The 20,056-nt window shown below is 75.3% G+C and carries 20 protein-coding genes and 1 tRNA gene; 11 read left to right on the top strand and 10 right to left on the bottom strand.

Annotated elements, in window-relative coordinates; translation table 11 throughout:
* Both ACI78V_RS10885 and ACI78V_RS10880 read right to left on the bottom strand, forming a co-directional pair.
* Positions 1-1,212 carry a metallophosphoesterase gene (locus tag ACI78V_RS10885; RefSeq protein ID WP_456850914.1) on the bottom strand — a complete coding sequence of 404 codons (1,212 nt, stop codon included), beginning with the start codon at positions 1,210-1,212 and terminating at the stop codon, positions 1-3.
* 90 nt (positions 1,213-1,302) lie between these two features.
* Positions 1,303-2,985: a CYTH and CHAD domain-containing protein gene (locus ACI78V_RS10880; RefSeq protein WP_456850913.1), complete on the bottom strand. Its 1,683-nt coding sequence runs from the start codon at positions 2,983-2,985 to the stop codon at positions 1,303-1,305.
* A 150-nt stretch (positions 2,986-3,135) separates the two neighbouring features.
* Between ACI78V_RS10880 and ACI78V_RS10875 the strand changes: the two genes are divergently transcribed.
* On the top strand, positions 3,136-4,143 hold the full coding sequence (locus tag ACI78V_RS10875) for a PRC and DUF2382 domain-containing protein (protein ID WP_456850912.1): 1,008 nt from the start codon (positions 3,136-3,138) through the stop codon (positions 4,141-4,143).
* A 176-nt stretch (positions 4,144-4,319) separates the two neighbouring features.
* Positions 4,320-4,685, top strand: a complete 366-nt coding sequence (locus tag ACI78V_RS10870) for a DsrE family protein (protein ID WP_456850911.1) — start codon at positions 4,320-4,322, stop codon at positions 4,683-4,685.
* Positions 4,686-4,762: 77 nt separating this feature from the next.
* Here the strand turns inward: ACI78V_RS10870 and ACI78V_RS10865 are convergent, their stop codons facing one another.
* From ACI78V_RS10865 to ACI78V_RS10835, 7 genes are all read right to left on the bottom strand, one after another.
* Positions 4,763-5,521: a carbon-nitrogen family hydrolase gene (locus ACI78V_RS10865; RefSeq protein ID WP_456850910.1), complete on the bottom strand. Its 759-nt coding sequence runs from the start codon at positions 5,519-5,521 to the stop codon at positions 4,763-4,765.
* Positions 5,518-6,708 (bottom strand): pyridoxal phosphate-dependent aminotransferase, encoded by a 1,191-nt coding sequence (locus ACI78V_RS10860; protein ID WP_456850909.1) that lies wholly within the window; start codon positions 6,706-6,708, stop codon positions 5,518-5,520. Before ACI78V_RS10860 ends, ACI78V_RS10865 begins: the two co-directional genes overlap by 4 nt.
* 119 nt (positions 6,709-6,827) lie before the next feature.
* Positions 6,828-7,052 carry an RNA-binding S4 domain-containing protein gene (locus ACI78V_RS10855; protein WP_456850908.1) on the bottom strand — a complete coding sequence of 75 codons (225 nt, stop codon included), beginning with the start codon at positions 7,050-7,052 and terminating at the stop codon, positions 6,828-6,830.
* On the bottom strand, positions 7,049-7,774 hold the full coding sequence (locus tag ACI78V_RS10850) for an MOSC domain-containing protein (RefSeq protein ID WP_456850907.1): 726 nt from the start codon (positions 7,772-7,774) through the stop codon (positions 7,049-7,051). The genes ACI78V_RS10855 and ACI78V_RS10850 overlap by 4 nt, the downstream gene beginning before the upstream one ends.
* Before the next feature lies 1 nt (position 7,775).
* On the bottom strand, positions 7,776-8,690 hold the full coding sequence (locus tag ACI78V_RS10845) for an aldose 1-epimerase family protein (protein ID WP_456850906.1): 915 nt from the start codon (positions 8,688-8,690) through the stop codon (positions 7,776-7,778).
* Between the two features lie 94 nt (positions 8,691-8,784).
* Positions 8,785-9,258, bottom strand: a complete 474-nt coding sequence (locus ACI78V_RS10840; protein ID WP_456850905.1) for a GNAT family N-acetyltransferase — start codon at positions 9,256-9,258, stop codon at positions 8,785-8,787.
* A gap of 10 nt (positions 9,259-9,268) precedes the next feature.
* Positions 9,269-9,859, bottom strand: coding sequence for a TetR/AcrR family transcriptional regulator (locus ACI78V_RS10835; RefSeq protein ID WP_456850904.1), 591 nt, complete (start codon positions 9,857-9,859; stop codon positions 9,269-9,271).
* An 88-nt stretch (positions 9,860-9,947) separates the two neighbouring features.
* Between ACI78V_RS10835 and ACI78V_RS10830 the strand changes: the two genes are divergently transcribed.
* The 3 genes from ACI78V_RS10830 (at position 9,948) to ACI78V_RS10820 (ending at position 12,265) form a co-directional block, all read left to right on the top strand.
* Positions 9,948-11,111: an acyl-CoA dehydrogenase family protein gene (locus ACI78V_RS10830; protein ID WP_456850903.1), complete on the top strand. Its 1,164-nt coding sequence runs from the start codon at positions 9,948-9,950 to the stop codon at positions 11,109-11,111.
* 110 nt (positions 11,112-11,221) lie between these two features.
* Positions 11,222-11,701, top strand: a complete 480-nt coding sequence (locus ACI78V_RS10825; protein WP_456850902.1) for a pyridoxamine 5'-phosphate oxidase family protein — start codon at positions 11,222-11,224, stop codon at positions 11,699-11,701.
* Between the two features lie 90 nt (positions 11,702-11,791).
* Positions 11,792-12,265 carry a DUF1707 SHOCT-like domain-containing protein gene (locus ACI78V_RS10820; RefSeq protein WP_456850901.1) on the top strand — a complete coding sequence of 158 codons (474 nt, stop codon included), beginning with the start codon at positions 11,792-11,794 and terminating at the stop codon, positions 12,263-12,265.
* Positions 12,266-12,378: 113 nt separating this feature from the next.
* On the opposite strand, the gene ACI78V_RS10815 is transcribed toward ACI78V_RS10820, so the two are convergent.
* Positions 12,379-12,461 (bottom strand) — tRNA-Leu (locus ACI78V_RS10815).
* Positions 12,462-12,639: 178 nt separating this feature from the next.
* Between ACI78V_RS10815 and ACI78V_RS10810 the strand changes: the two genes are divergently transcribed.
* Genes ACI78V_RS10810 through ACI78V_RS10785 form a run of 6 tightly spaced genes read left to right on the top strand, consistent with a single transcriptional unit; the run spans position 12,640 to position 20,001 of the window.
* A complete protein-coding gene (locus ACI78V_RS10810) occupies positions 12,640-13,449 on the top strand; it encodes an FhaA domain-containing protein (RefSeq protein ID WP_456850900.1) in 810 nt (269 codons plus the stop codon).
* Between the two features lie 13 nt (positions 13,450-13,462).
* Complete coding sequence (locus ACI78V_RS10805) at positions 13,463-13,924, top strand: FHA domain-containing protein FhaB/FipA (RefSeq protein ID WP_456850899.1); 462 nt, start codon at positions 13,463-13,465, stop codon at positions 13,922-13,924.
* Positions 13,924-15,336: a PP2C family protein-serine/threonine phosphatase gene (locus ACI78V_RS10800; protein WP_456850898.1), complete on the top strand. Its 1,413-nt coding sequence runs from the start codon at positions 13,924-13,926 to the stop codon at positions 15,334-15,336. The genes ACI78V_RS10805 and ACI78V_RS10800 overlap by 1 nt, the downstream gene beginning before the upstream one ends.
* Positions 15,333-16,751, top strand: coding sequence for an FtsW/RodA/SpoVE family cell cycle protein (locus ACI78V_RS10795; protein ID WP_456850897.1), 1,419 nt, complete (start codon positions 15,333-15,335; stop codon positions 16,749-16,751). Before ACI78V_RS10800 ends, ACI78V_RS10795 begins: the two co-directional genes overlap by 4 nt.
* Entirely contained in the window at positions 16,748-18,193 is a 1,446-nt protein-coding gene (locus ACI78V_RS10790) for a peptidoglycan D,D-transpeptidase FtsI family protein (protein WP_456850896.1), read from the top strand. The genes ACI78V_RS10795 and ACI78V_RS10790 overlap by 4 nt, the downstream gene beginning before the upstream one ends.
* Complete coding sequence (locus tag ACI78V_RS10785) at positions 18,193-20,001, top strand: protein kinase domain-containing protein (RefSeq protein ID WP_456850895.1); 1,809 nt, start codon at positions 18,193-18,195, stop codon at positions 19,999-20,001. Before ACI78V_RS10790 ends, ACI78V_RS10785 begins: the two co-directional genes overlap by 1 nt.
* Positions 20,002-20,056: the final 55 nt, after the last annotated feature.

The following is a 20,056-nucleotide window of genomic DNA, read 5'->3' as shown; positions in this document are numbered from 1 at the left end:
CTACGGCGCCCGCAGCTCCACCACGGTCACCTCCGGCCGGGCGCCGATCCGCATGGGCGGACCCCAGTACCCGGCGCCCGGGGTGACGTAGAGCTGCGTGTCGCCCACCCGCGAGTACCCCTGCACGGCCGGCTGGTCCAGCCGGATCGCGTAGTCGAACGGCCACAGCTGCCCGCCGTGCGTGTGGCCCGACAGCTGGAGGTCCACGCCGGCGGCGCGCGCCTGCTCCACCATCACCGGCTGGTGGGCGAGCAGCACCACGGGGGTCGTGTCGTCGCGGCCGTCGAGCGCGGCGTCGAGGTCGGCGCCGTGCCCGGGCAGGCCGGAGCGGTCCGCCGTCCGGTCGTCGATGCCGGCCAGGTCGAAGGATGCGCCACCGCGACGGATGGCCACCCGCTCGTTGCGCAGCACCTGCACGCCGAGGGTGGGCAGGTGCCGCATCCACGCCCGGGTGTCGACGAAGTACTCGTGGTTGCCGGTGACGAAGTAGACGCCCTGGTCGCTCACGAGGTCGGCCAGCGGGGCGACGTCCTCCCGCAGGTCGTCGACCTCGCCGTCGACGAGGTCCCCGACGATGGCCACGACGTCGGGCCGCTGGGCGTTGACGATCTCCACGAGCCGCTCGAAGCGGCGGCCGCCGTAGGTCGCCGACAGGTGGCCGTCGGAGAAGGTGACGATCCGCAGGCCCTCCAGCGCCGGGTCCAGCCCGGCCAGGGTCACCGGCACGCGGCGGACGACGGGGGGAGAGTTGGCCAGGTACGCGCCCGTGCCCGCGGTGCCGAGGGCGACCGCGCCGGCGGTGAGCGCCAGCCCGCGGGCCACGAACAGCCGCCGGGACGGGTCGGCGACATCGCGGTCCTCGGGGACGGGGCTGCGCTGGGGGGCAGCACCGCTCGGCACGACCGCCAGGGCGGGCTCCTCCACGGTCGCCCGCCGGTCCCGGACCCACGGGCGGAGCAGCAGGCGCACCGGCTCGAGGACCAGCAGCGCCAGGAACGTGTAGAACGCGACGCCCAGCCACGGGAAGCCGGTCCAGGCCAGCACCGTGGCGAGGGTGGAGTCCTCACGGCGGAGGACCACCGCCGCAGCCGGCAGCAGGGCGAGGACGACGGTGACCAGCGTGAGCCGCCGGCGGAGCCGTCCGGGCCGCGTGGTGCCGCGCACCAGCCGCCACCACAGGTAGCCGTGCAGGATCAGCAGGGCGAGCAGCACGACCGTGCCGAAGCCGAGCAGGCCGAGGATGGACAGTGCAGACCTCGCTCATCCGGGGGTGGGTGGTACCGCCATCCTCCGCGAGACCGGTCAGCCGGCCCGGGACGCCGCGCGGACGGCCTTCCTCAGCGACGGCTCCGCCGCCCAGAAGCCGTCCGCGGCACGCGCCGCGCGGGCCTCCTCCAGGGCGTGCAACCGGCCCCAGGTCCAGGCGTTCTCGCCCGCCGCGAAGGCGGCCAGCCCCAGCCGCGTGCAGTACGCCCGGGTGACCACCGTGTCCTGGACGGTCCCGAGCATCTCCTGCACCTCCTTCACGGTGGTGACGAGGTGCTCCGCCGGCGTCCCCAGCACCCCGGCGGCGACCTCCGCGGTGTAGCGCACCCGCTTGGCGGCCTTCCGGACGGCGTGCAGGGCGTGCTCCCGCTCCGCGCCCTCGAGGGCCTGGGCCGCCGCGATCGCCCGGCGCAGCCGCTTGCCGGTCCGCCGGACCGCGTCGGCCGCCACCACCGGCGCCGGGTCGGTGGCGGCGCCGGTGAGCGGCGGGTCGGTCTGCAGGCCGTCCAGCGCGTCGAGCAGCCGCAGGTAGCGACGGTCGGTCAGCGCCCGGGTCACCGTCTTCGAGCCGGCCTCGTGGTCGGACACCGCGGTCTGCTGCAGGCGGGCGGCAACCGGGCCGAGCACCAGCTCGACCGGCTGCTCGGCGACCACCGCCCGCAGGTGCGCCAGCGCCACCTCGCCGTCCCGCGCGGCGGAGAGCTGCTCCCCCACCCACCGCAGCTCCTCGCGCAGCGGGTCGGTCCGCTCGCGGTCCAGCACGGGGCGGAAGGCGGCGAGGATGCTGCGCAGCCGCCGGCAGGCGACGCGGACGTCGTGCACCCCCTCCTCCTGACCGGTGCGGACGGCCAGGTCGGCCTCCCGCAGCGCGGCCAGCTGCGCGGCCACCGCGGCGAGGACGACGGCGCCGGCCTCGGGGGTCTCCGCGACCTCGGCCGCCACCGCCTCCCGCGAGTCGCCCTTGCCCTTCTTGCCCCTCTTCCCCTTCTTCGCCTTCCTCCCCGCCTTGCCCGTCCCGTCCGCGGCGCGCCCGGTCCCCGTGCCGCGTCGCGCGCCCCCACCGACCCCGTCGGCGCTGACCGTGGGGGCCGACGCGGCGGCGGGCAGCCGGCCGTCCAGCACCCGGCCGACCTTCGAGGGCACCGCGGACACCCGCGCCCCCGCGGCCACGAGCCGGTCGGTGAGGGCGTCGAGCAGCGCCACGTCGCCGCCGACCAGTTCGACCTCCACCTCCCGCCAGCCGGTGACGGTCGCCGGCTCACCCGGGCTCGCGGCCAGCGCCGTCCCGAGGACGACGTCGTCGGCCACCTCCGCCAGCACGCGCCCCTCGCCGTCGAGCAGGGGGTGCACCACGCGGCGGGTGCGCAGGGTCGCGACCGGTCCCGGGATCGCCGTCCCCAGCTGGCCGAGGACGGGCGCGAGCACGGCTCTGGGCACCGTGCGGGAGGCGCGGCCCAGCGGCTGGTGCAGCTCCCGCCGGGCGCCGGCCGCCGCGGGCAGCTTCACGTGCCAGCCCGCGTCGGCGCCACCGGTACGGCGGCGCAGCGTCACCCGGGAGCGGAGCAGGCGCAGGTCGGCGGTGTCGTAGTACGTGGCCTCGAGCTCGTGGGACTCCGGTGCCCCCACCGACGCGACCCCACCGACACCGGTCAGGTCGGGCAGCGTGAAGGACTCCTCGGCCTCGAACTTGCGCTCGATCTCCAGGTGCTCGGTGGTCACGACCGTCCACGGTAGGCCAGGTCCGGGCTGGTCAGCACGGCGTCGCGAGCACTCCCACCCGGGCGCGCGATGTTCACCGGGGGCCCCGGCTGGGCACGCTGACCGGGGGAGTGCCCAGTGCGGGGCCTCCTGACGAGGGGAGCCGGGCCCATGTTGAGCGAACGAGACCTGTCCGCGGCGATCGGGAGCGCCGCCTACGGCCCCGACGGCCAGAAGATCGGCACCGTCGAGCACTTCTTCACCGACGACCGGACCGGCGCCCCCACCTGGGTCGCCGTCTCCACCGGTCTGTTCGGCACCCGGCACTCCGTCGTCCCCGCCACCGAGGCGACCTTCGCCGACGGCGCCCTGCAGCTCCCGGTGACGCGGGACGCCGTGCGCAGCGCCCCGCAGGTCTCCGACGAGCACCTGGACCCCGACGCCGAGGCGCTGCTGCGCCGGCACTACGAGACCGAGGCCGCAGCGGGGCACGACGCGACGGGTGGCCCCGCTGGTCGCGACGCCGACGGTGCCGCCGGGGGCACGGGCACCGTCGGCACGGGCACCGCGGGGGCCGCGGGGGCCGCGGGCACGGGCACCGCGACCGCCGACCGGGACGGGGACACCGTGCGGGCCGACGCAGTGGGTCCCGCGGGCGGGGCCACCGTCCCCGTCGCCGGGCCGGCGGTGACCGCGCCGCCGGCCCGGAGCCCCGCGACCGCCCCGGCCCGGAGCCCCGCGACCGCCCCGGCCCAGGAGACCGACGGCGCGATGACCCGCAGCGAGGAGCAGCTCCGGGTCGGCACGGAGCGCGTGGCCACCACCCGCGCCCGGCTGGTGAAGTACGTGGTCACCGAGGAGGTGACGATCACCGTCCCGATCCGGCGGGAGGAGATCCGCGTCGAGCACGTGCCCGTCGACGCCCCCGACCCGGCGCCCGGGGAGTCACTGGCGGCCGACACCGACCGGCCCCGCGCGGCAGGTGCACCGTCCGGGGGCCCGGTCGCGACAGGGCTGCCCGACGAGATCGTGCTGCACGCCGAGCGGCCGGTCGTCTCGGTCGAGGTGGTGCCGGTCGAGCGGGTGCGGCTGCGCACCGACGTCGTCACCGGCCAGGAGCAGGTGACCGAGCAGGTGCAGCGGGAGCAGATCGTCGTCGACGAGGACCGCGTCCGCTGACGACCGTCGGACCGGGGGGCGCGGTCGCGGCCCGTGTCCCCGCGCCACCGCGCAGTGCGGGCGCGCCCCGCAGCCGAGCGGGGCGCGCCGGAGGTCGCTGACAGATCCGGAACGGCCCCGCCACGGTGCCGGGAGCACGGACGATCGTGCGGACCCTCGCCGAGGTGGTGGACCTGATGGCACAGAAGGCCGTGATCAGTCTGACGACCGGGCTCGAGGACCCGGAGCGCGTGACCGTGGCGTTCCTGGTCTCCGTCGGAGCCGCCGAACAAGGGCGGCAGACACTGATGTTCCTCACCAAGGAGGCCGTGCGGCTGGCCCTCGACGGCGTCGCCGTCGGCACGGCCTGCGAGGGCTGCCCGTCGCTGCCGTCCCTGCTGCAGCGGTACGCCGCGGCCGGCGGGCGCTACCTCGTGTGCCCGATCTGCTTCGACGCCAAGGGCCTGGACAAGGGCGATCTCATCGAGGGCGCCGAGCTCGGCGGCACCGTGCCCATGTGGCAGTGGATCGGCGAGGACAACGCCGTCACCTTCAGCTACTGACCCGCTGGTAGAGCGGATCCGTCGGCGTCACCCCGTCTCCGGTCTCCGGAGATCGGCGGCACCCACGGACCCGTCCGTCAGCGTCTGTCGGGCAGGAACTGCAGCTGCTCCCGCGTGGTGGCCACCTCGGCGGGGTCGACGTCGGCCAGCACGATCGTCTCGGCCCCGGCGGCGGTCGCGAGCAACTCCCCCATCGGGCTGACCACCATGCTGTCGCCGGCGTGCTCGGTGCCGTCGCCGGCCGGCCCCACCCGGTTGCAGCCGACCACGTAGGCCTGGTTCTCGATCGCCCGGGCCCGCAGCAGGGTCTGCCAGTGGTGCCGGCGGCGGGCCGGCCAGTTCGCCGTCACGAGGTAGACGTCGGTGTCCAGCGCCGCGGCCCAGAAGACGTCGGCGAAGCGCAGGTCGTAGCAGATGAACGGGGTGACCCGCAGACCGCCGATCTCCACCGTCAGCGGCTTCTCACCGGCGCGGAAGCGCTCGTGCTCGCCGCCGTGGGTGAACGGGTGCAGCTTGCGGTACCGGTGCACGGTGCCGTCGGGCCCGGCGATCACCAGCGAGTTGTAGGGCAGCTCGCCGTCCGGCGCGACCTCCGGGCAGCTGCCGGCCACCCACACCCCGTGCTCGGCCGCCTGGGCCTGGAGGAACTGCGACGACGGCCCGCCCTCGGGCTCGCCGATGCCGGGCGTCATCGTGAAGCCGGTCGAGAACGTCTCGCTCAGCAGGACGAACTCCGCGCCCGCGCCGGCCGCGCGGGCCACCTGCGGGGCCAGCCGCGCGAAGTTCGCCGTCCGGTCCTCCCAGACGATGTCGTGCTGTACCGCTGCGATCCTCACGACCCCATCCTCCCCAGTCGCTCCACCGCCTCACCGAGCACGGCGTCACCCTTGCAGAAGGCGAAGCGCACCAGGTGGCGACCCAGGTGCGCGTGCGCCGGGTCGTAGAAGACCACGGTCGGGATGGCGACGACACCCGCCCGCTCGGGCAGTGCCCGGCAGAAGGCCACGCCGTCCCCGTCGGGCTGCACCGGCCGGACGTCGACGGTCGCGAAGTAGGTCGCCTCCGGGCCGACCACGGGCAGCCCGGCCTCGGCCAGGCCCTGCACCAGGACGTCGCGGCGGTACTCGAGGTCACCGGCGATCCCGTCGAAGTACTCGTCGGGCAGCCGCAGCCCGGCCGCGACCGCCGGCTGGAAGGGGCCGGCGTTGACGTAGGTGAGGAACTGCTTGGCGGTCCGGACGGCGGACACCAGCTCGGCCGGGCCGCAGATCCAGCCGACCTTCCAGCCGGTCACGTTGAACGTCTTGCCCGCGCTGCTGACCACCAGGGTGCGCTCCCGCATGCCGGGGAAGGTGGCGAGCGAGGCGTGCCGGCTGCCGGAGAACACCAGGTGCTCGTAGACCTCGTCGGTGAGCACCAGCAGCTCGTGCTCCATCGCCAGTGCCGCCAGCGTGCCGAGCTCCGCCCGGGTGAAGACCTTGCCGGTCGGGTTGTGCGGGGTGTTGAGCAGCAGCAGCCGGGTCCGCGGGGTGACCGCGGCGCGCAGCTCGGCGACGTCGAAGGTCCAGGCGCCGGAGCCGGACGCCGGGGGCCGCAGCGGCACCGGCCGCGCGACGCCACCGGCCATCGCGATCCCTGCGGGATAGCAGTCGTACATCGGCTCGAACAGGACGACCTCGTCCCCGGGCTCCAGCAGCGCCAGCAGCGCCGCCGACAGCGCCTCGGTGGCGCCCGCGGTCACCAGGACCTCGTCGGCCGGGGCGTAGGCGTGCCCGCCGAAGCGCTGCACGTGCTCGGCGACGGCCTCCCGCAGCTCCGGGATGCCCGGCCCCGGCGGGTACTGGTCGTGCGCGGTGCCGATGGCGGCCCGGGCGACGTCGAGCACCTCGGGCGGGCCCGGGTAGTCGGGGAACCCCTGGCCCAGGTTGATCGAGCCCGTGGCGACGGCGAGCGCACTCATCTCCGCGAAGACCGTCGTCCCGAAGCCCTGCAGCCGGGCCGACAGGTACGGCGCGCGCGTCATGCCCCCAGCCTGGCAGAAGCGGTTCCACGTGGAACGCCGGCCGCCGCAGGGGACGGCGGGACCGGTCGGCTCCCGCGCCGCGGTGTGCTCCCGGCCCGCCGGCGCGGCTCCCGCGGCTGTCAGCCGACGCGCACGTCCTCCATGCCCTCGACGCTGACGACGTCCCCCCGGCGGACCTGCCGCCCGCGCCGCTCCTCGGGCTCACCGTTGACCCGGACGGCGCCGGTGAGCAGGACGTCCTTCACCTGGGCGCCGGTCGGGACGGCGTCGACCAGCTTGAGCAGCTGACCGAGGCGGATGGACTCCTCGCCGGGCCGGAGGTCGACGGTGCGCACGGCGGTCATCCTCCCCCGACGACGGCCAGCTCGTCGCCGACGGCCACGGCGCCGGGCCGCACGACCAGCGCCGCGATCGCCAGCGTGCCGCTCCGCTCGCGGTGCACCGTCCGGAGCACCGACGTGTCCCGGCCGATGCCGCCGGGCTGCGGCCGGGTCACCATCACACAGCGCTCGATGGGCTTGACGACGTCCAGCTCGGCCCCGCCGAGCAGCACCCGCCGGCCGACCAGCGTGTCCTCCCCCTCACCGTCCAGCAGGACGTTGGCGCGGAACCGCCGCCGGTCCCAGGTGCCCAGCGTGCCGGTGGACACCAGCGAGACCCGGGTGCGGGAGCTGTCGTGGAAGGCCCCGCGGGCACCGGTGAAGGCGTCCCAGCCGTACTCGTCGTCGTCCTCGACCTCGAAGGGGTTCTCGTACCGACGGTCCCCGGGCGCGTCCGCCGCGGCCCGCAGCGTCACCGCGCGCCCGAGCCAGGCCGACAGCACGGCGTCGTCGGCGGTGACGGTGCCGTCGGGCAGGACGATCTCCACCTCGCCGTCGGCGCGCAGCCGGCCGGCGGCGAACAGCAGGTCGGGCACGCGGCGGGCGGTCAACCCCAGACCGGTGTCGACGTCGAACAGCGCCCACTGCCGGTCCCCGGCCAGCCCCTCGGGGCCGACGTCGCAGACGGCCAGCCGCTCACCCTGCAAGGACTTCACCGGGTACCGCCACAGCTCCGCGGCGCGCACGTCAGGCCTCCCAGCCCAGGGTCCAGGTGCCGGCCCACTCGGCACCTGGCTCGAGGACGACGAGGTCGACGCCGTCGGCCAGGGCGTTGGGCGGGCAGGTCATCGGTTCCACCGCCACGCTGCGCCGCCGCTGGCCCGCCGGCAGCGAGTCGCCGGTGAACACCTGCAGCCACGGCCAGGAGCGGTCGACGGCGAGCTCCAGGGCGCCGGCGGGGCCGGCCAGCCGCACGCGGGCCCAGCCGTCGGCGTCGCGGTCCAGGTCGGTGAGCGGGGTGTCCAGGGCCCGCTCGGCGATGCGGCCGACGGCGCCGTCGAAGGGCCGCCGCTCCCCCGTGGGCAGGCCGCCCTCGTCGACGACCAGCTCGGTGCGGGCGGGCAGGTGCAGCTCGGCATCGCCGACGCCGCCGTCCTCCTGCGCGCCGACGGCCAGGTAGGGGTGCAGGCCCGCGCCGAACGGGGCCGCCTGCCCCCCGGCGTTGCGCACCCGCAGCGTGACGGCCAGCCGGTCGGGGCTCAGCGCGTAGTCGAGCGCGGCGGCGAGCCGGAAGGGGTACCCGGGGCGCGGCTCGACGACCGTGCCGACGGTCACCGCGCCGGCCGACCGGTCGAGCACCGTCCAGGGCTGCCAGGAGACCAGTCCGTGCGCCGCGCTGGGCCCGGCCGGGCCGGCGACGTCCAGCTGCAGGTCGCGGCCCTCCCATCTCCAGCGGCCCGCGCGCAGCCGGTTGGGCCAGGGCAGCAGCACCCCGCCACGCCGTCCGGACGGCACCGTGCCGGCCGGGTAGCCGTCGAGGACCTCCCGGTCCCCCACCGTCAGGGCCCGCAGGCCACCGCCGCGCAGGTCGACGGCCAGCCGCGCGGCGCCGGCCGCCACCTCCACCTCGACCGGCTCGGTCGCCGGCCACGTCCCGCTCATGACCGCCACCCCACCACACCCCCGCGGGCGGGTGCGCGGGAACGGACCCGGCCGGTGGCCCGGAGCGGTCGTCCCCCGCGCCACCGCACGGGACTCAGGACAGGACGCGCTCGTAGTACAGCGAGCAGCCGGCGTCGGGCTCGCCCACGTAGGCCCCGAACGCCGGGATCGGCCGGTAGCCGGCGCCCTCGTACAGGGCGATCGCCTCGGGCTGCCGGGGCCCGGTCTCCAGCCGCACGGTGGTCCAGCCGCGCTCGACCGCGGCGGCCTCCAACCCCGCGAGCACCAGCCGGGACACCCCGCGGCCGCGCGCCTCGGGCACGACGTACATCCGCTTGACCTCGGCCACCCCGGGCTCCAGGGCCCGCAGGGCACCGCAGCCGACCGCCGTCCCGTCGGCGTCGCGGGCCACGAGCACCACGCTGACGTCGGCGGCCGACGGCGGCGTGCCCGGTTCCCCCGCGCCGCCGTAGCGCGCACGCAGCTCGGCCTGCTGCGCCGCGGTCAGGGCGCGGACCTCGGGGTCGTCCCAGGCGGCGGCGACGACGGAACAGGTGGACGCGGTCACCCCCGCATCCTCACAGGCTGATCCCGTGCAGCAGCAGGGCGGCGAGCTCGCGGTAGGCGGCCGCGTCGTCGAGCCCGGTGGCGCGGGCGGTGTCGCCGCGACCGATGCGGAAGACCAGGGTCGAGACGGTGTCGGCCACCAGCGCCGGGTGCACCTCCCGGAACCGGCCCTGCGCGACGCCCTCGGCGATGAGCTCCCGCACCCGCTCGGCGGCCCGCGCGGTGTTCTGCTCGTAGACCGTGCGCCCGGGGGCGAAGGAGTCCAGGTCGCGGTAGAAGGCCGGGGAGGCCGGGGCGAGGGCCCGTGCGACGGCGGTGAGGTAGGCGGTGACCCGCAGGGCGGGGTCCTCCTCGGTCGCCGTCCCGGCCTCGACGGCGGCCGTGGCCTTGCGGAAGAAGTGCCGGATGACCCGGGAGGCGAGCTGTTCCTTGCTGCCGGCCAGCGCGTACAGCGTGCTCTTGGAGCAGTGCAGCCGGACGGCGAGGTCCTCCAGCGTGAACCCCGCGAAGCCCTCGGCGAGGAACAGCTCCTCGAGCTGGTCGAGCAGCTCGGCCTGCCGGCGGGTCAGCCGGCTGCCGGGCGTGCCCACGATCTCCGCCACCACGGCACCTCCCGGCGAGCCAGCATCCACCTGGACGCGGAACAGTACTGTCGTACCGACAGCAGTACACCTGGCCGAGGGAGACGCCGTGCCGGTCGACCGCGAACTGCCCAGCCAGGAGGCCGCCGACCTCCTGGCCCTCACCCGTGAGATCGCCGACGCCGAGCTGGCGCCGAAGGCGGCGCAGTACGAGCGCGAGGAGCGCTTCCCGCGCGAGGTGTTCCGGCTCCTGGGCGACGCCGGCCTGCTCGGTCTGCCGTTCGGCGAGGACGTCGGCGGCGGCGGGCAGCCCTACGAGGTCTACCTCCAGGTGGTGGAGGAGCTCGCCGCCCGCTGGGCCAGCGTGGCCCTCGGGATCAGCGTGCACACCCTGGCCTGCTTCCCCATCGACCGCTTCGGCACCGAGACCCAGCGCCGTGACCTGCTGCCGGAGATGGTCGGCGGGCGGCTGCTGGGCGCCTACTGCCTGTCGGAGGCGCACGCGGGCTCGGACCCGGCGGCGATGCGGGCCGGCGCCAAGGCCACCGACGACGGGTGGGTGGCCCGCGGCGAGAAGGCGTGGGTGACCCACGGCGGGCAGGCGGACTTCTACTCGACCTTCCTCCGGACCCCCGACCACGGGGAACGCGGCATCTCCTGCTTCCACCTCACCCCCGACCTCGCCGGCCTCTCCGCCGCGAGGCCGGAGGAGAAGATGGGCCTGACCGGCTCGACGACCGCCGCGATCCGGCTGGACGACGTCCCGATCCCCGCCGACCGGCTCGTCGGTGAGCCGGGCCGCGGGCTGGGCATCGCCCTGGCCGCGCTGGACTCCGGCCGCCTGGGCGTCAGCGCGGTCGCCGTCGGCCTGGCGCAGTCCGCCCTGGACGTGGCGGTCGGCTACGCCCTCGAGCGGGAGGCGTTCGGCAAGCGGATCGTCGACCACCAGGGCGTGGCGTTCCTGCTGGCCGACATGGCCGCCGCCGTCGAGTCGGCCCGGGCCACCTACCTGGTCGCGGCCCGGCGCAAGGACGCCGGCAAGCCCTACGCCCGGCAGGCCAGCATCGCCAAGCTCGTGGCCACGGACGCGGCGATGAAGGTCACCACCGACGCCGTCCAGGTGCTGGGTGGCGCCGGCTACACGCGGGAGTTCCCGGTCGAGCGGTACATGCGCGAGGCCAAGGTCATGCAGATCTTCGAGGGCACCAACCAGATCCAGCGCATGGTGATCGGTCGGCACCTGGCCGCGGAGGCCGCCCCGCCCGCGGGCTGACCGCCCCTGCCGCCGGCTGACCGCCCCACCCGCCGGTGACCGCTGCGCCCCGGCGGGGTCGGCGGCGCACCGGCCCCGTCTCGTCGGCGGTCGGGTGCACCATCGCGCGCATGGCCTCGTTCTCCGACGTGGAAGCCGCCGAACCGGAGTTCGCCGCGCGGGTGCGGGCGGTCTTCGACGCCCACCGGCACAAGGTCCTCGCCACGCTGCGCGCCGACGGCGCGCCGCGGGTGAGCGGCATCGAGATGCAGTTCGTGGCGGGCGAGCCGTGGCTGGCCGGCATGCCGGGCTCGGTGAAGTTCGCCGACCTGCGCCGCGACCCGCGCTTCGCCCTGCACAGCGGCAGCGACGAGCCCGACACGTTCACCGCCGACGCCAAGCTCTCCGGCCGGGCGACCGAGGTGACCGACGCTGGTGAGTGGCGGAGGTACGCCGACGCAGCCGGGGTCCCCGGCGGACCGGGCGCCTTCGACCTGTTCCGGGTCGACCTCGAGCAGATGGTGCTCACCGCCCTGAACGAGGAGAAGACGGCGCTGGTCATCTCCTCGTGGCGGCCCGGCCGGGGGCTCACCCGCACCGAGCGGACCTGACGCGTTCCACGTGGAACGGGTGACGGACGTCAGTAGACCCTCCGGGGTGCCGCGGACGAGACTGGAGCCCCCGGAACAGGAGGGTCCCCGATGCCCGAGCCGCACCTGCGTGCCGCCGATGCCGACCGCGCGGCCGTCGCCGCCGAACTGGGCGAGCACATGGCCGCCGGCCGGCTGCGCGTGGACGAGTACGACGACCGACTGGCCCGCGCCTACGCCGCCCGCACCTACGGCGAGCTGGCCGAGCTCACCGCCGACCTGCCCAAGCCGGTCGCGCGCCGCGCCGGACCGACCACCCCCGCGCCCGCGCCGACCGGGCACGGCACCAGCCACGCCCACGCCTGGGGCGGCTGGTCCGGCGGGCCGTCGAAGGCCGCGGCCTGGCGCAACTGGGCGGCCACCGCCGTCATCGTGCTGACCGTCTGGATCGCCACCTCGATCGGCTCCGGTGAGCTGCTCTACCCCTGGCCGATCTGGGTCATCGGCCCCTGGGGCGCGGTCCTGCTCGCCCAGACGATCACCGGCGACCGCCGGGACGACGACGAGCGCCGCCGGCTGACCTGAGCCGTCCGCCGGCGGACCGAGGCGGCCACCCCGGCCGCGGAGCGGGGGCGGGGAGGGGCTCGAACGGGACGCGGCCCCGGGGTGGGAACCCCGGGGCCGCGTCGTCGTGCGGGTGGGCAAGGGGGGAGTTGAACCCCCACGTCCTCTCGGACACACGGACCTGAACCGTGCGCGTCTGCCATTCCGCCACTTGCCCTGGCGAGGAAGAACCCTAGCAGCACCTCGCCGGCCACCCGGGGCGGGGGGCACCCGCGCCCACGGCGGACGAGGCGCGCCCGGGGCGTCGTGAGGTCGCTGGCCGGTCCCCGGTCGCGTACCCGGCTACGATCAACGGTGGCAGATCGGGACGTCCGGGCGAGCGCAAGGGAGCGACTGTGGGTGTGCTGCAGCGCTTCGAGCGACGGCTGGAGGGCATGGTCGGGCTGGCCTTCGCCCGGCTCTTCAAGGGCAAGGTGCACCCGGCGGAGATCGCCAAGGCCCTGACCCGCGAAGCCGACGAGCAGCGCGCGGTGATGGGCGAGGGGCGGGTGCTGGCGCCCAACGTCTACGACGTCCGGCTCGGCCCCACCGACTACGACCACCTCGCCGAGTGGTCCGAGCAGCTCGCCGCCCAGCTCGCCGACATGGTGTCCGAGCACATCGAGGGCGAGGGCTACCAGGTCTTCGACGCCGTCCAGGTCCGCCTGGAGCGCGACGAGGCGCTGCCCACGGGGGTGTTCGAGGTCAGCTCGCACGTCGCCGACCCGGCGCGCCCGGGCAGCCGCGCCGACGACGTCCAGGCCCCGCTGCCCACCGGCGGCGTCCCGCCACTGCCCCCGCTGCAGGGCCGCGTGGCCACCGACACCGGGCGGCAGCAGCCGTCGTCGGTCGTGGGCCGGGCCGGCTCCCGACCCGGCACCACCCACGTCCTGCTGGTCGACGGCCCGGGCACCCGGCACGAGCTCACCACCGGGCGCAACGTCATCGGCCGCGGCACCGACGCCGACATCCGGCTGCCGGACACCGGGGTGAGCCGCAAGCACGTCGACGTGGTCCTCGACGGGGACACCGCGATCGCCGAGGACCTCGGCTCGACCAACGGCACCCTGGTCAACGGCCGCCGGATCACCCGGCAGCCGCTGTCGGACGGCGACGTCATCCGCATCGGCCACTCGGTGCTGGTCTACCGGCAGGACGGCGCGTGAAGCGGGTTCCACGATGACCGCCGAGATCGTGTTGCAGATCTTCCGCTTCGGCTTCCTGCTGCTGCTGTGGCTGTTCATCTTCGCCGCGTTCCGGGTGGTCCGCGCCGACCTGTTCGGTGGCCGGGCCGGCCGGGTGGCGTCGGTGCCCCCGCGCGCGGCGGCCGCCGGCAGGCAGAAGAAGAACCGCGGACCCAAGACGCTCGTCGTCACCGCGGGGCCGCTCACCGGCACCAAGATCACTCTGGGTGACCAGCCGATCCTCATCGGCCGCGCCGACGACTCCACCCTCGTCCTCACCGACGACTTCGCCAGCTCCCGCCACGCCCGGCTGACCAACCGCGGCGGCCAGTGGTACGTCGAGGACCTCGGCTCCACCAACGGCACCTACCTCGACCAGCAGCGGGTGCAGGGCCCGCTGCTGATCGGCCCGGGCCAGCCGATCCGCATCGGCCAGACGGCTCTGGAGCTGCGCTGATGACCCTCGTGCTGCGCTACGCGGCCCGGTCCGACCGCGGCCTGGTCCGGGGCAACAACCAGGACTCGGTGTACGCCGGGCCCCGGCTGCTCGCCGTCGCCGACGGCATGGGCGGCCACGCGGCCGGCGACGTCGCCAGCAAGGTGGTCATCGCCGCCCTGGAGCACCTGGACGACGACGCCCCCTCCGGCGACATGCTGCAGGCCATGCGCGAGGCCGTCTTCGACGGCAGCGAGCACCTGCGCGAGGTGATCCGCGAGTCGCCCCACCTGGAGGGCATGGGGACGACGCTGACCGCGGTCCTCTTCGCCGGTGGCCGGCTGGCCCTGTGCCACATCGGTGACTCCCGCGCCTACCTGCTGCGCGACGGCGTGCTGACCCAGATCACCCACGACGACACGTTCGTGCAGACGCTGATCGACGACGGGCGGATCACGCCCGAGGAGGCCAACCACCACCCCCAGCGCTCCCTGCTGCTGCGCGCGCTCAACGGGCAGGAGGTCGACCCCTACCTCTCGATGCGGGAGGCCCGCGCCGGCGACCGCTACCTGCTGTGCTCCGACGGGCTGTCCGGGGTCGTCAGCGAGGAGACGCTGGCCTCCGCGCTGGAGGACCCCGACCCGCAGTCGACCGCCGACCGGCTCGTCGAGCTGGCGTTGCGCAGCGGTGGCCCCGACAACATCACCGTCATCGTGGCCGACGTCGTCGAGGACGGCGGGCACGGCACGGCTCCGGTGGACCCCGTGGTCGACGGCGCGGCCGGCGACAACGTCGGCCAGCGCGAGGTCGACCCCCGCTCCGCGGCCGGCCGCGCCGCGCTGCACGACCCGCCACCGGCCCCGCCGGCACCCCCGCAGATGGCCTCCGCCCCGCCGCCGCGGCGCGGCCGGCGCCGTCTGCTGTGGGGCCTCGGTGCGCTGCTGCTGGTGCTCGCGGCCGCCGCCGGCGCCTACGTGTGGCTGCTGTCCAACTGGTTCATCGGCGTCCAGGAGACCTCCGCGGGCGAGCGGGTGACCGTCTTCCGCGGCATCGACACCGCGCTGCTGGGCGTCGATCTCAACCGGGTGTCCGACGTGACCGACCTGTCCGTCGCCGACCTCACCCAGGCCGATGCCAGCAAGGTCCGCCGCGGCATCGAGGCCGACGACGGCGACCACGCCGACCGGATCGTCGCGATGCTGCGGGACCAGCGCCTGCCCGTGTGCCCCGCCGAGGACACCACCGGAGGACGGTCGGCCTCGGCGTCCGCGGCGCCGACGCCGTCCACCCTGGCGCCCGACGGCGGCGCCCTGCCGGCGCCCGGGGAGCCCGTGCCGCCGACCGTCCCTGCCGAGACGACCTCCGAGGCGACCACGTCCGAGCGGTCGGCGCCGGCGCCCGAGCCCGGAGTGGACTGCCGGGAGGCGAAGTGACGACCGGCCCCTCCACGGACCCCCGGGCGACCGCGCCGGGTGCGGCGCCACCGACGCGGCGGGGCACCGAGCTGGCGCTGCTGGCCTTCGCGGTCCTCATCACGCTCGTCGCGCAGAGCATCGTCGACCTGACCATCACCGGGTCGCTGCGCTCCGAGCTGCTCACCTTCGGTGGCTGGTTCACCGCGCTGTGGGCGGTGGTGCACCTCGTCGTCCGCAAGCTGGCGCCCTACGCCGACCCGCTGCTGCTGCCGGCGGTCGCGCTGCTGACCGGGCTGGGGCTGTCGGTGATCCACCGGCTGGACCTCGCCGCCGAGCAGGTCGACAGCACCGTCACCCGCGAGGACGCCCCGGTCCAGCTGGTGTGGGCGACCCTCGGCGTGGCGCTGTTCGTCGCCGTCCTGGTGGTCCTGCGCGACCACCGGGTGCTCTCCCGCTTCGCCTACACCCTGGCCCTGGTCGGCCTGGTGCTGCTCGCGATCCCCGCGGTACTGCCCTCGTCCCTGTCGGAGGTCAACGGCGCCAAGATCTGGATCCGGGTGGCCGGCTTCAGCATCCAGCCCGGTGAGTTCGCCAAGATCTGCCTGATCGTCTTCTTCGCCGCCTACCTGGTCGACAAGCGCGACGTCCTCGCCCTGGCCAGCCGCCGGGTGGCCGGCCTCGAGCTGCCCCGCCCCCGCGACCTCGGTCCGGTGCTGGTGGCCTGGGCCCTGTCGATCCTCGTGCTGGTGTTCGAGCGCGACCTCGGCAGTTCGCTGCTGCTGTTCGGCATCTTCGTGGTGATGCTCTACGTCGCCACCGAACGGGCGAGCTGGCTGCTCATCGGCCTCGGCCTCTTCGCCGGCGCAGCGCTCATCGCCTACCGGGTGTTCGACCACGTCCAGGCCCGCGTCGACGTCTGGCTGAACCCCTTCGAGTACCGGGACGGCGCCGGGTACCAGCTGGTGCAGTCGCTGTTCGGGCTCGGCACCGGCGGCCTGTTCGGCGCCGGCCTCGGCGGCGGCCGGCCGGACCAGGTGCCGGTCGCCAAGAGCGACTTCATCGCCGCGGCGATCGGCGAGGAGCTCGGCCTGTTCGGCCTGGTCGCGGTGATCATCGTCTACCTGGTGCTGGTGGAGCGCGGGCTGCGCACGTCGTTGATCGTCCGGGACGCCTTCGGCAAACTGCTCGCCGCGGGCCTGGCCTTCGCGATCGCCTGGCAGGTCTTCGTCGTCCTGGGCGGGGTCACCGGCCTGCTGCCGCTGACCGGCCTCACCACCCCGTTCCTCGCCTACGGCGGGTCCTCGCTGGTGGCCAACTTCGTCCTGGTGGCCGTCCTGGTGCGGATCAGTGACGCCGCCCGCCGTCCGGCCGCCCCCGCCGGTCCGCCGAAGCCGGCGCTGGGCGACGCGCCCACCGAGGTGGTGACGCCGTGAACGCCCCCCTCCGCCGGGTCGCCATCAGCGTGCTCGTGCTGTTCACGCTGCTGATCATCAACGTGAACTACATCCAGGTGGTCCGCTCCGACGAGCTGCGCAACGAATCGGGCAACACCCGGGTGCTCTCCGAGGAGTACGACCGCGAGCGCGGCTCCATCGTGGTGGCGGGCACCGAGATCGCCACCTCGGTGGCCACCGACGACCGGCTGACCTACCTGCGGCAGTACCCGCAGGGCGAGCTGTACGCACCGGTCACCGGCTACTACTCGCTGGTCTACGGCGACGCGCAGGTCGAGCGGTCGATGAACGAGTTCCTCGCCGGCAACGACGCGCGGCTGTTCGCCCGGCGGATCGCCGACCTGTTCACCGGCCGGGACCCCTCCGGCGGCGACGTCGTCCTCACCCTCGACCCCGCCGTCCAGGAGGCCGCGATGGCCGGGCTGGAGGGCCTGACCGGCGCCGTGGTGGCCCTCGACCCCTCCACCGGCGCGGTCCTCGGCATGGGGAGCACGCCGACGTACGACCCGAACCTGCTGTCCAGTCACGACCCGCAGGGGATCCGCGACTACTGGGAGCAGCTCAACGGGGCCGAGCGCGACCCCCGGCTGAACCGGGCGATCGGCGACAACTACCAGCCCGGCTCGGTGTTCAAGGTGATCGTGTCGGCGGCGGCGCTGGCCGACGGGTACACCCCCGACACCGTCATCCCGGCGCCGGACACCATCAGGCTGCCGGGCACCTCCACGGAGGTGGAGAACTTCGGCGGCTCCCGCTGCAGCAGCAGCGGGGAGCAGACCCTGCTCGACGCGCTGACGGTCTCCTGCAACACCGCCTTCGTGCAGCTGGGCATGGACCTCGGCGAGGACCGCGTGCGGGAGATGGCCGAGGCGTTCGGGATGGACGGCCAGAAGCGGCAGATCCCCCTGACGGTGCAGCCCAGCACCATGGGCGACCCGGAGAACGACGCACAGCTCGGCGTCAGCTCGATCGGCCAGCAGGACGTCCGGATGACCCCGCTGCAGGCGGCGATGATCGCCGCGGCGGTCGCCAACGACGGCACGCTGATGTCGCCGCACCTGGTCGACCAGCTGCGCGCCCCCGACCTGTCGGTCATCGAGGAGACCGACCCGGAGGAGCTCGGGCAGCCCGTGACCCCTGAGGTCGCCGAGCAGCTGACCGAGATGATGACCAGCGTGGTCGCCAACGGATCCGGCCGGGCCGCCCGCATCCCCGGCGTCACGGTGGCGGGCAAGACCGGGACGGCGGAGGTGGCCGAGGACGTGCCCGACCACAACTGGTTCATCGGGTTCGCCCCCGCCGACGACCCGCAGATCGCCGTCGCGGTCTTCGTGGCCAACGGCGGGGGTACGGGTGGGGACGTGTCCGCCCCGATCGCCCGTGAGGTCATGCAGGCCCACCTGGACGGGCAGGGCGGCTGATGGCCCTGTCCACCGGCACGATCCTCGCCGGCCGCTACGAGATCACCGCCCCCATCGCCACCGGCGGCATGGGCGAGGTGTGGCGTGCCCGCGACCGCGTGCTCGACCGCGTCGTCGCCGCCAAGGTGCTGCGCAGCGAGTTCACCGGCGACCCCAGCTTCGTCGCGCGGTTCCGCAACGAGGCCCGGCACACCGCGGCGCTCAGCCACCCGAACATCGCCTCGGTCTACGACTACGGCGAGACCGAGGACGAGCGCGGCGGCCAGCTGGCCTTCCTCGTCATGGAGCTGGTCGAGGGCAAGCCGCTGGTGACGATCCTCCACGAGGAGGGCAAGCTGCCGGTCGACTGGACCCTGCACGTGCTGGGTCAGTCCGCCGACGGCCTGTCCGCCGCCCACGAGGCCGGTGTCGTGCACCGCGACATCAAGCCGGGCAACCTCATCGTGCGGCCGGACGGCGTGGTGAAGCTGACCGACTTCGGCATCGCCCGCGCCCGCGACGCCACTCCCCTGACCCGCACCGGCATGGTGGTCGGCACCGCCCAGTACCTCTCCCCCGAGCAGGCCCAGGGCTTCGAGGTCACCGCCGCCTCCGACGTCTACTCCCTCGGCGTGGTCGGGTACGAGTGCCTGACCGGTGGGCGCCCCTTCGACGGCACCTCACAGGTGGCGGTGGCGCTGGCGCACATCAACCGGCCGCCGCCCCCGCTGCCGGGCAACGTGCCGGCCCCCGTGCGGCTGCTCATCGAACGGGCGCTGGCCAAGGACCCCGCCGACCGCTTCCCCGACGGCGGCGCGTTCGCCGCCGCCATCCGCTCCGTGGCCGCCGGCAACGGGCTGGCGGCCGCACCCCTGGCCGCGGGCCCCGCCACGGCGGCACCGGTCCGTCCCCGCCCGACGCCCGTGCCCGCAGCCGCCGACCCGGCGACGGCGCGGACCGAGCTGGTCACCGACATCTCCGACAGCCGCACCCGGGTCCTCGGCGCCGCCTCCGCCGGCGGCACGGGCGGCCCGGGCACCGCACCGGGCACCATGCCCCCGCTGCGCCGGCCGTCCGAGGACGACGAGGGAGGCTGGGACGGGCCGCGCCACGCGGAACGGTCCCGCGGCCGCAACCGCTGGGTGTGGCTGGTCGCCGGCCTGCTGCTGCTCGCCCTGCTGGGCGGCGGCACGTGGTTCCTGCTGGCCGGCGACGACGACCCCGCGGCCGGTGGCCAGCAGCAGACCAGTGCGCCCGCCACCAGCGCCACGACGGCGGCCGGCACGTTCACGGTCAACACCGACGAGTTCGTGGGGCAGGACGTCGACGAGGTCGAGGAGTACCTGGTCGGCAACGGCCTGCAGGTCAGCCAGCGCGAGGCGAACGCCGCGCAGGTGGCCGCACCCGGCCGGGCCTTCGACGCCGACGACGTCGTGGCCTCCGACCCCGCCAACCGGGCGGTGCCCCTGGGCACCGTGGTCACCCTGTACTACGCGCCCGAGGACTACACCCCCGACACCGGGGACGACGGCAGCGAGGACGACGGCGGTGACACCCAGCCCCAGCCGACGACCGCCGCCCCGACGCCCACCGCTCCCACGAGGAGCACCACCCCGCCCGGCAACACCCAGGGGAACGACCCGGGTCAGGACGAGGGTGACGACGAGGGCTCGGCCGACACGGGCACGCCTCCCCGCACCGCCTCGCCCTCTCCGACGACGACCGCGCCGATCCCCGGGGTGCCGGCGCCGGAACCCCCGGTCACGGAGCCCCGCCCGTCGGGCCCCGAGGGCCCCCGGGCGGGCGAGCAGGCGCCCGGTGCGGAGTGATCCCGCTCCCCCGCGTCGCCCCGGTCGGCGCCGTCCCAGCGGTTAGGCTCCCGGC

The organism is Geodermatophilus sp. SYSU D00742 (assembly GCF_054049935.1).
The sequence above is the reverse complement of the archived record's forward strand: the minus strand, read 5'-3'. Positions and strand labels throughout refer to the sequence as shown.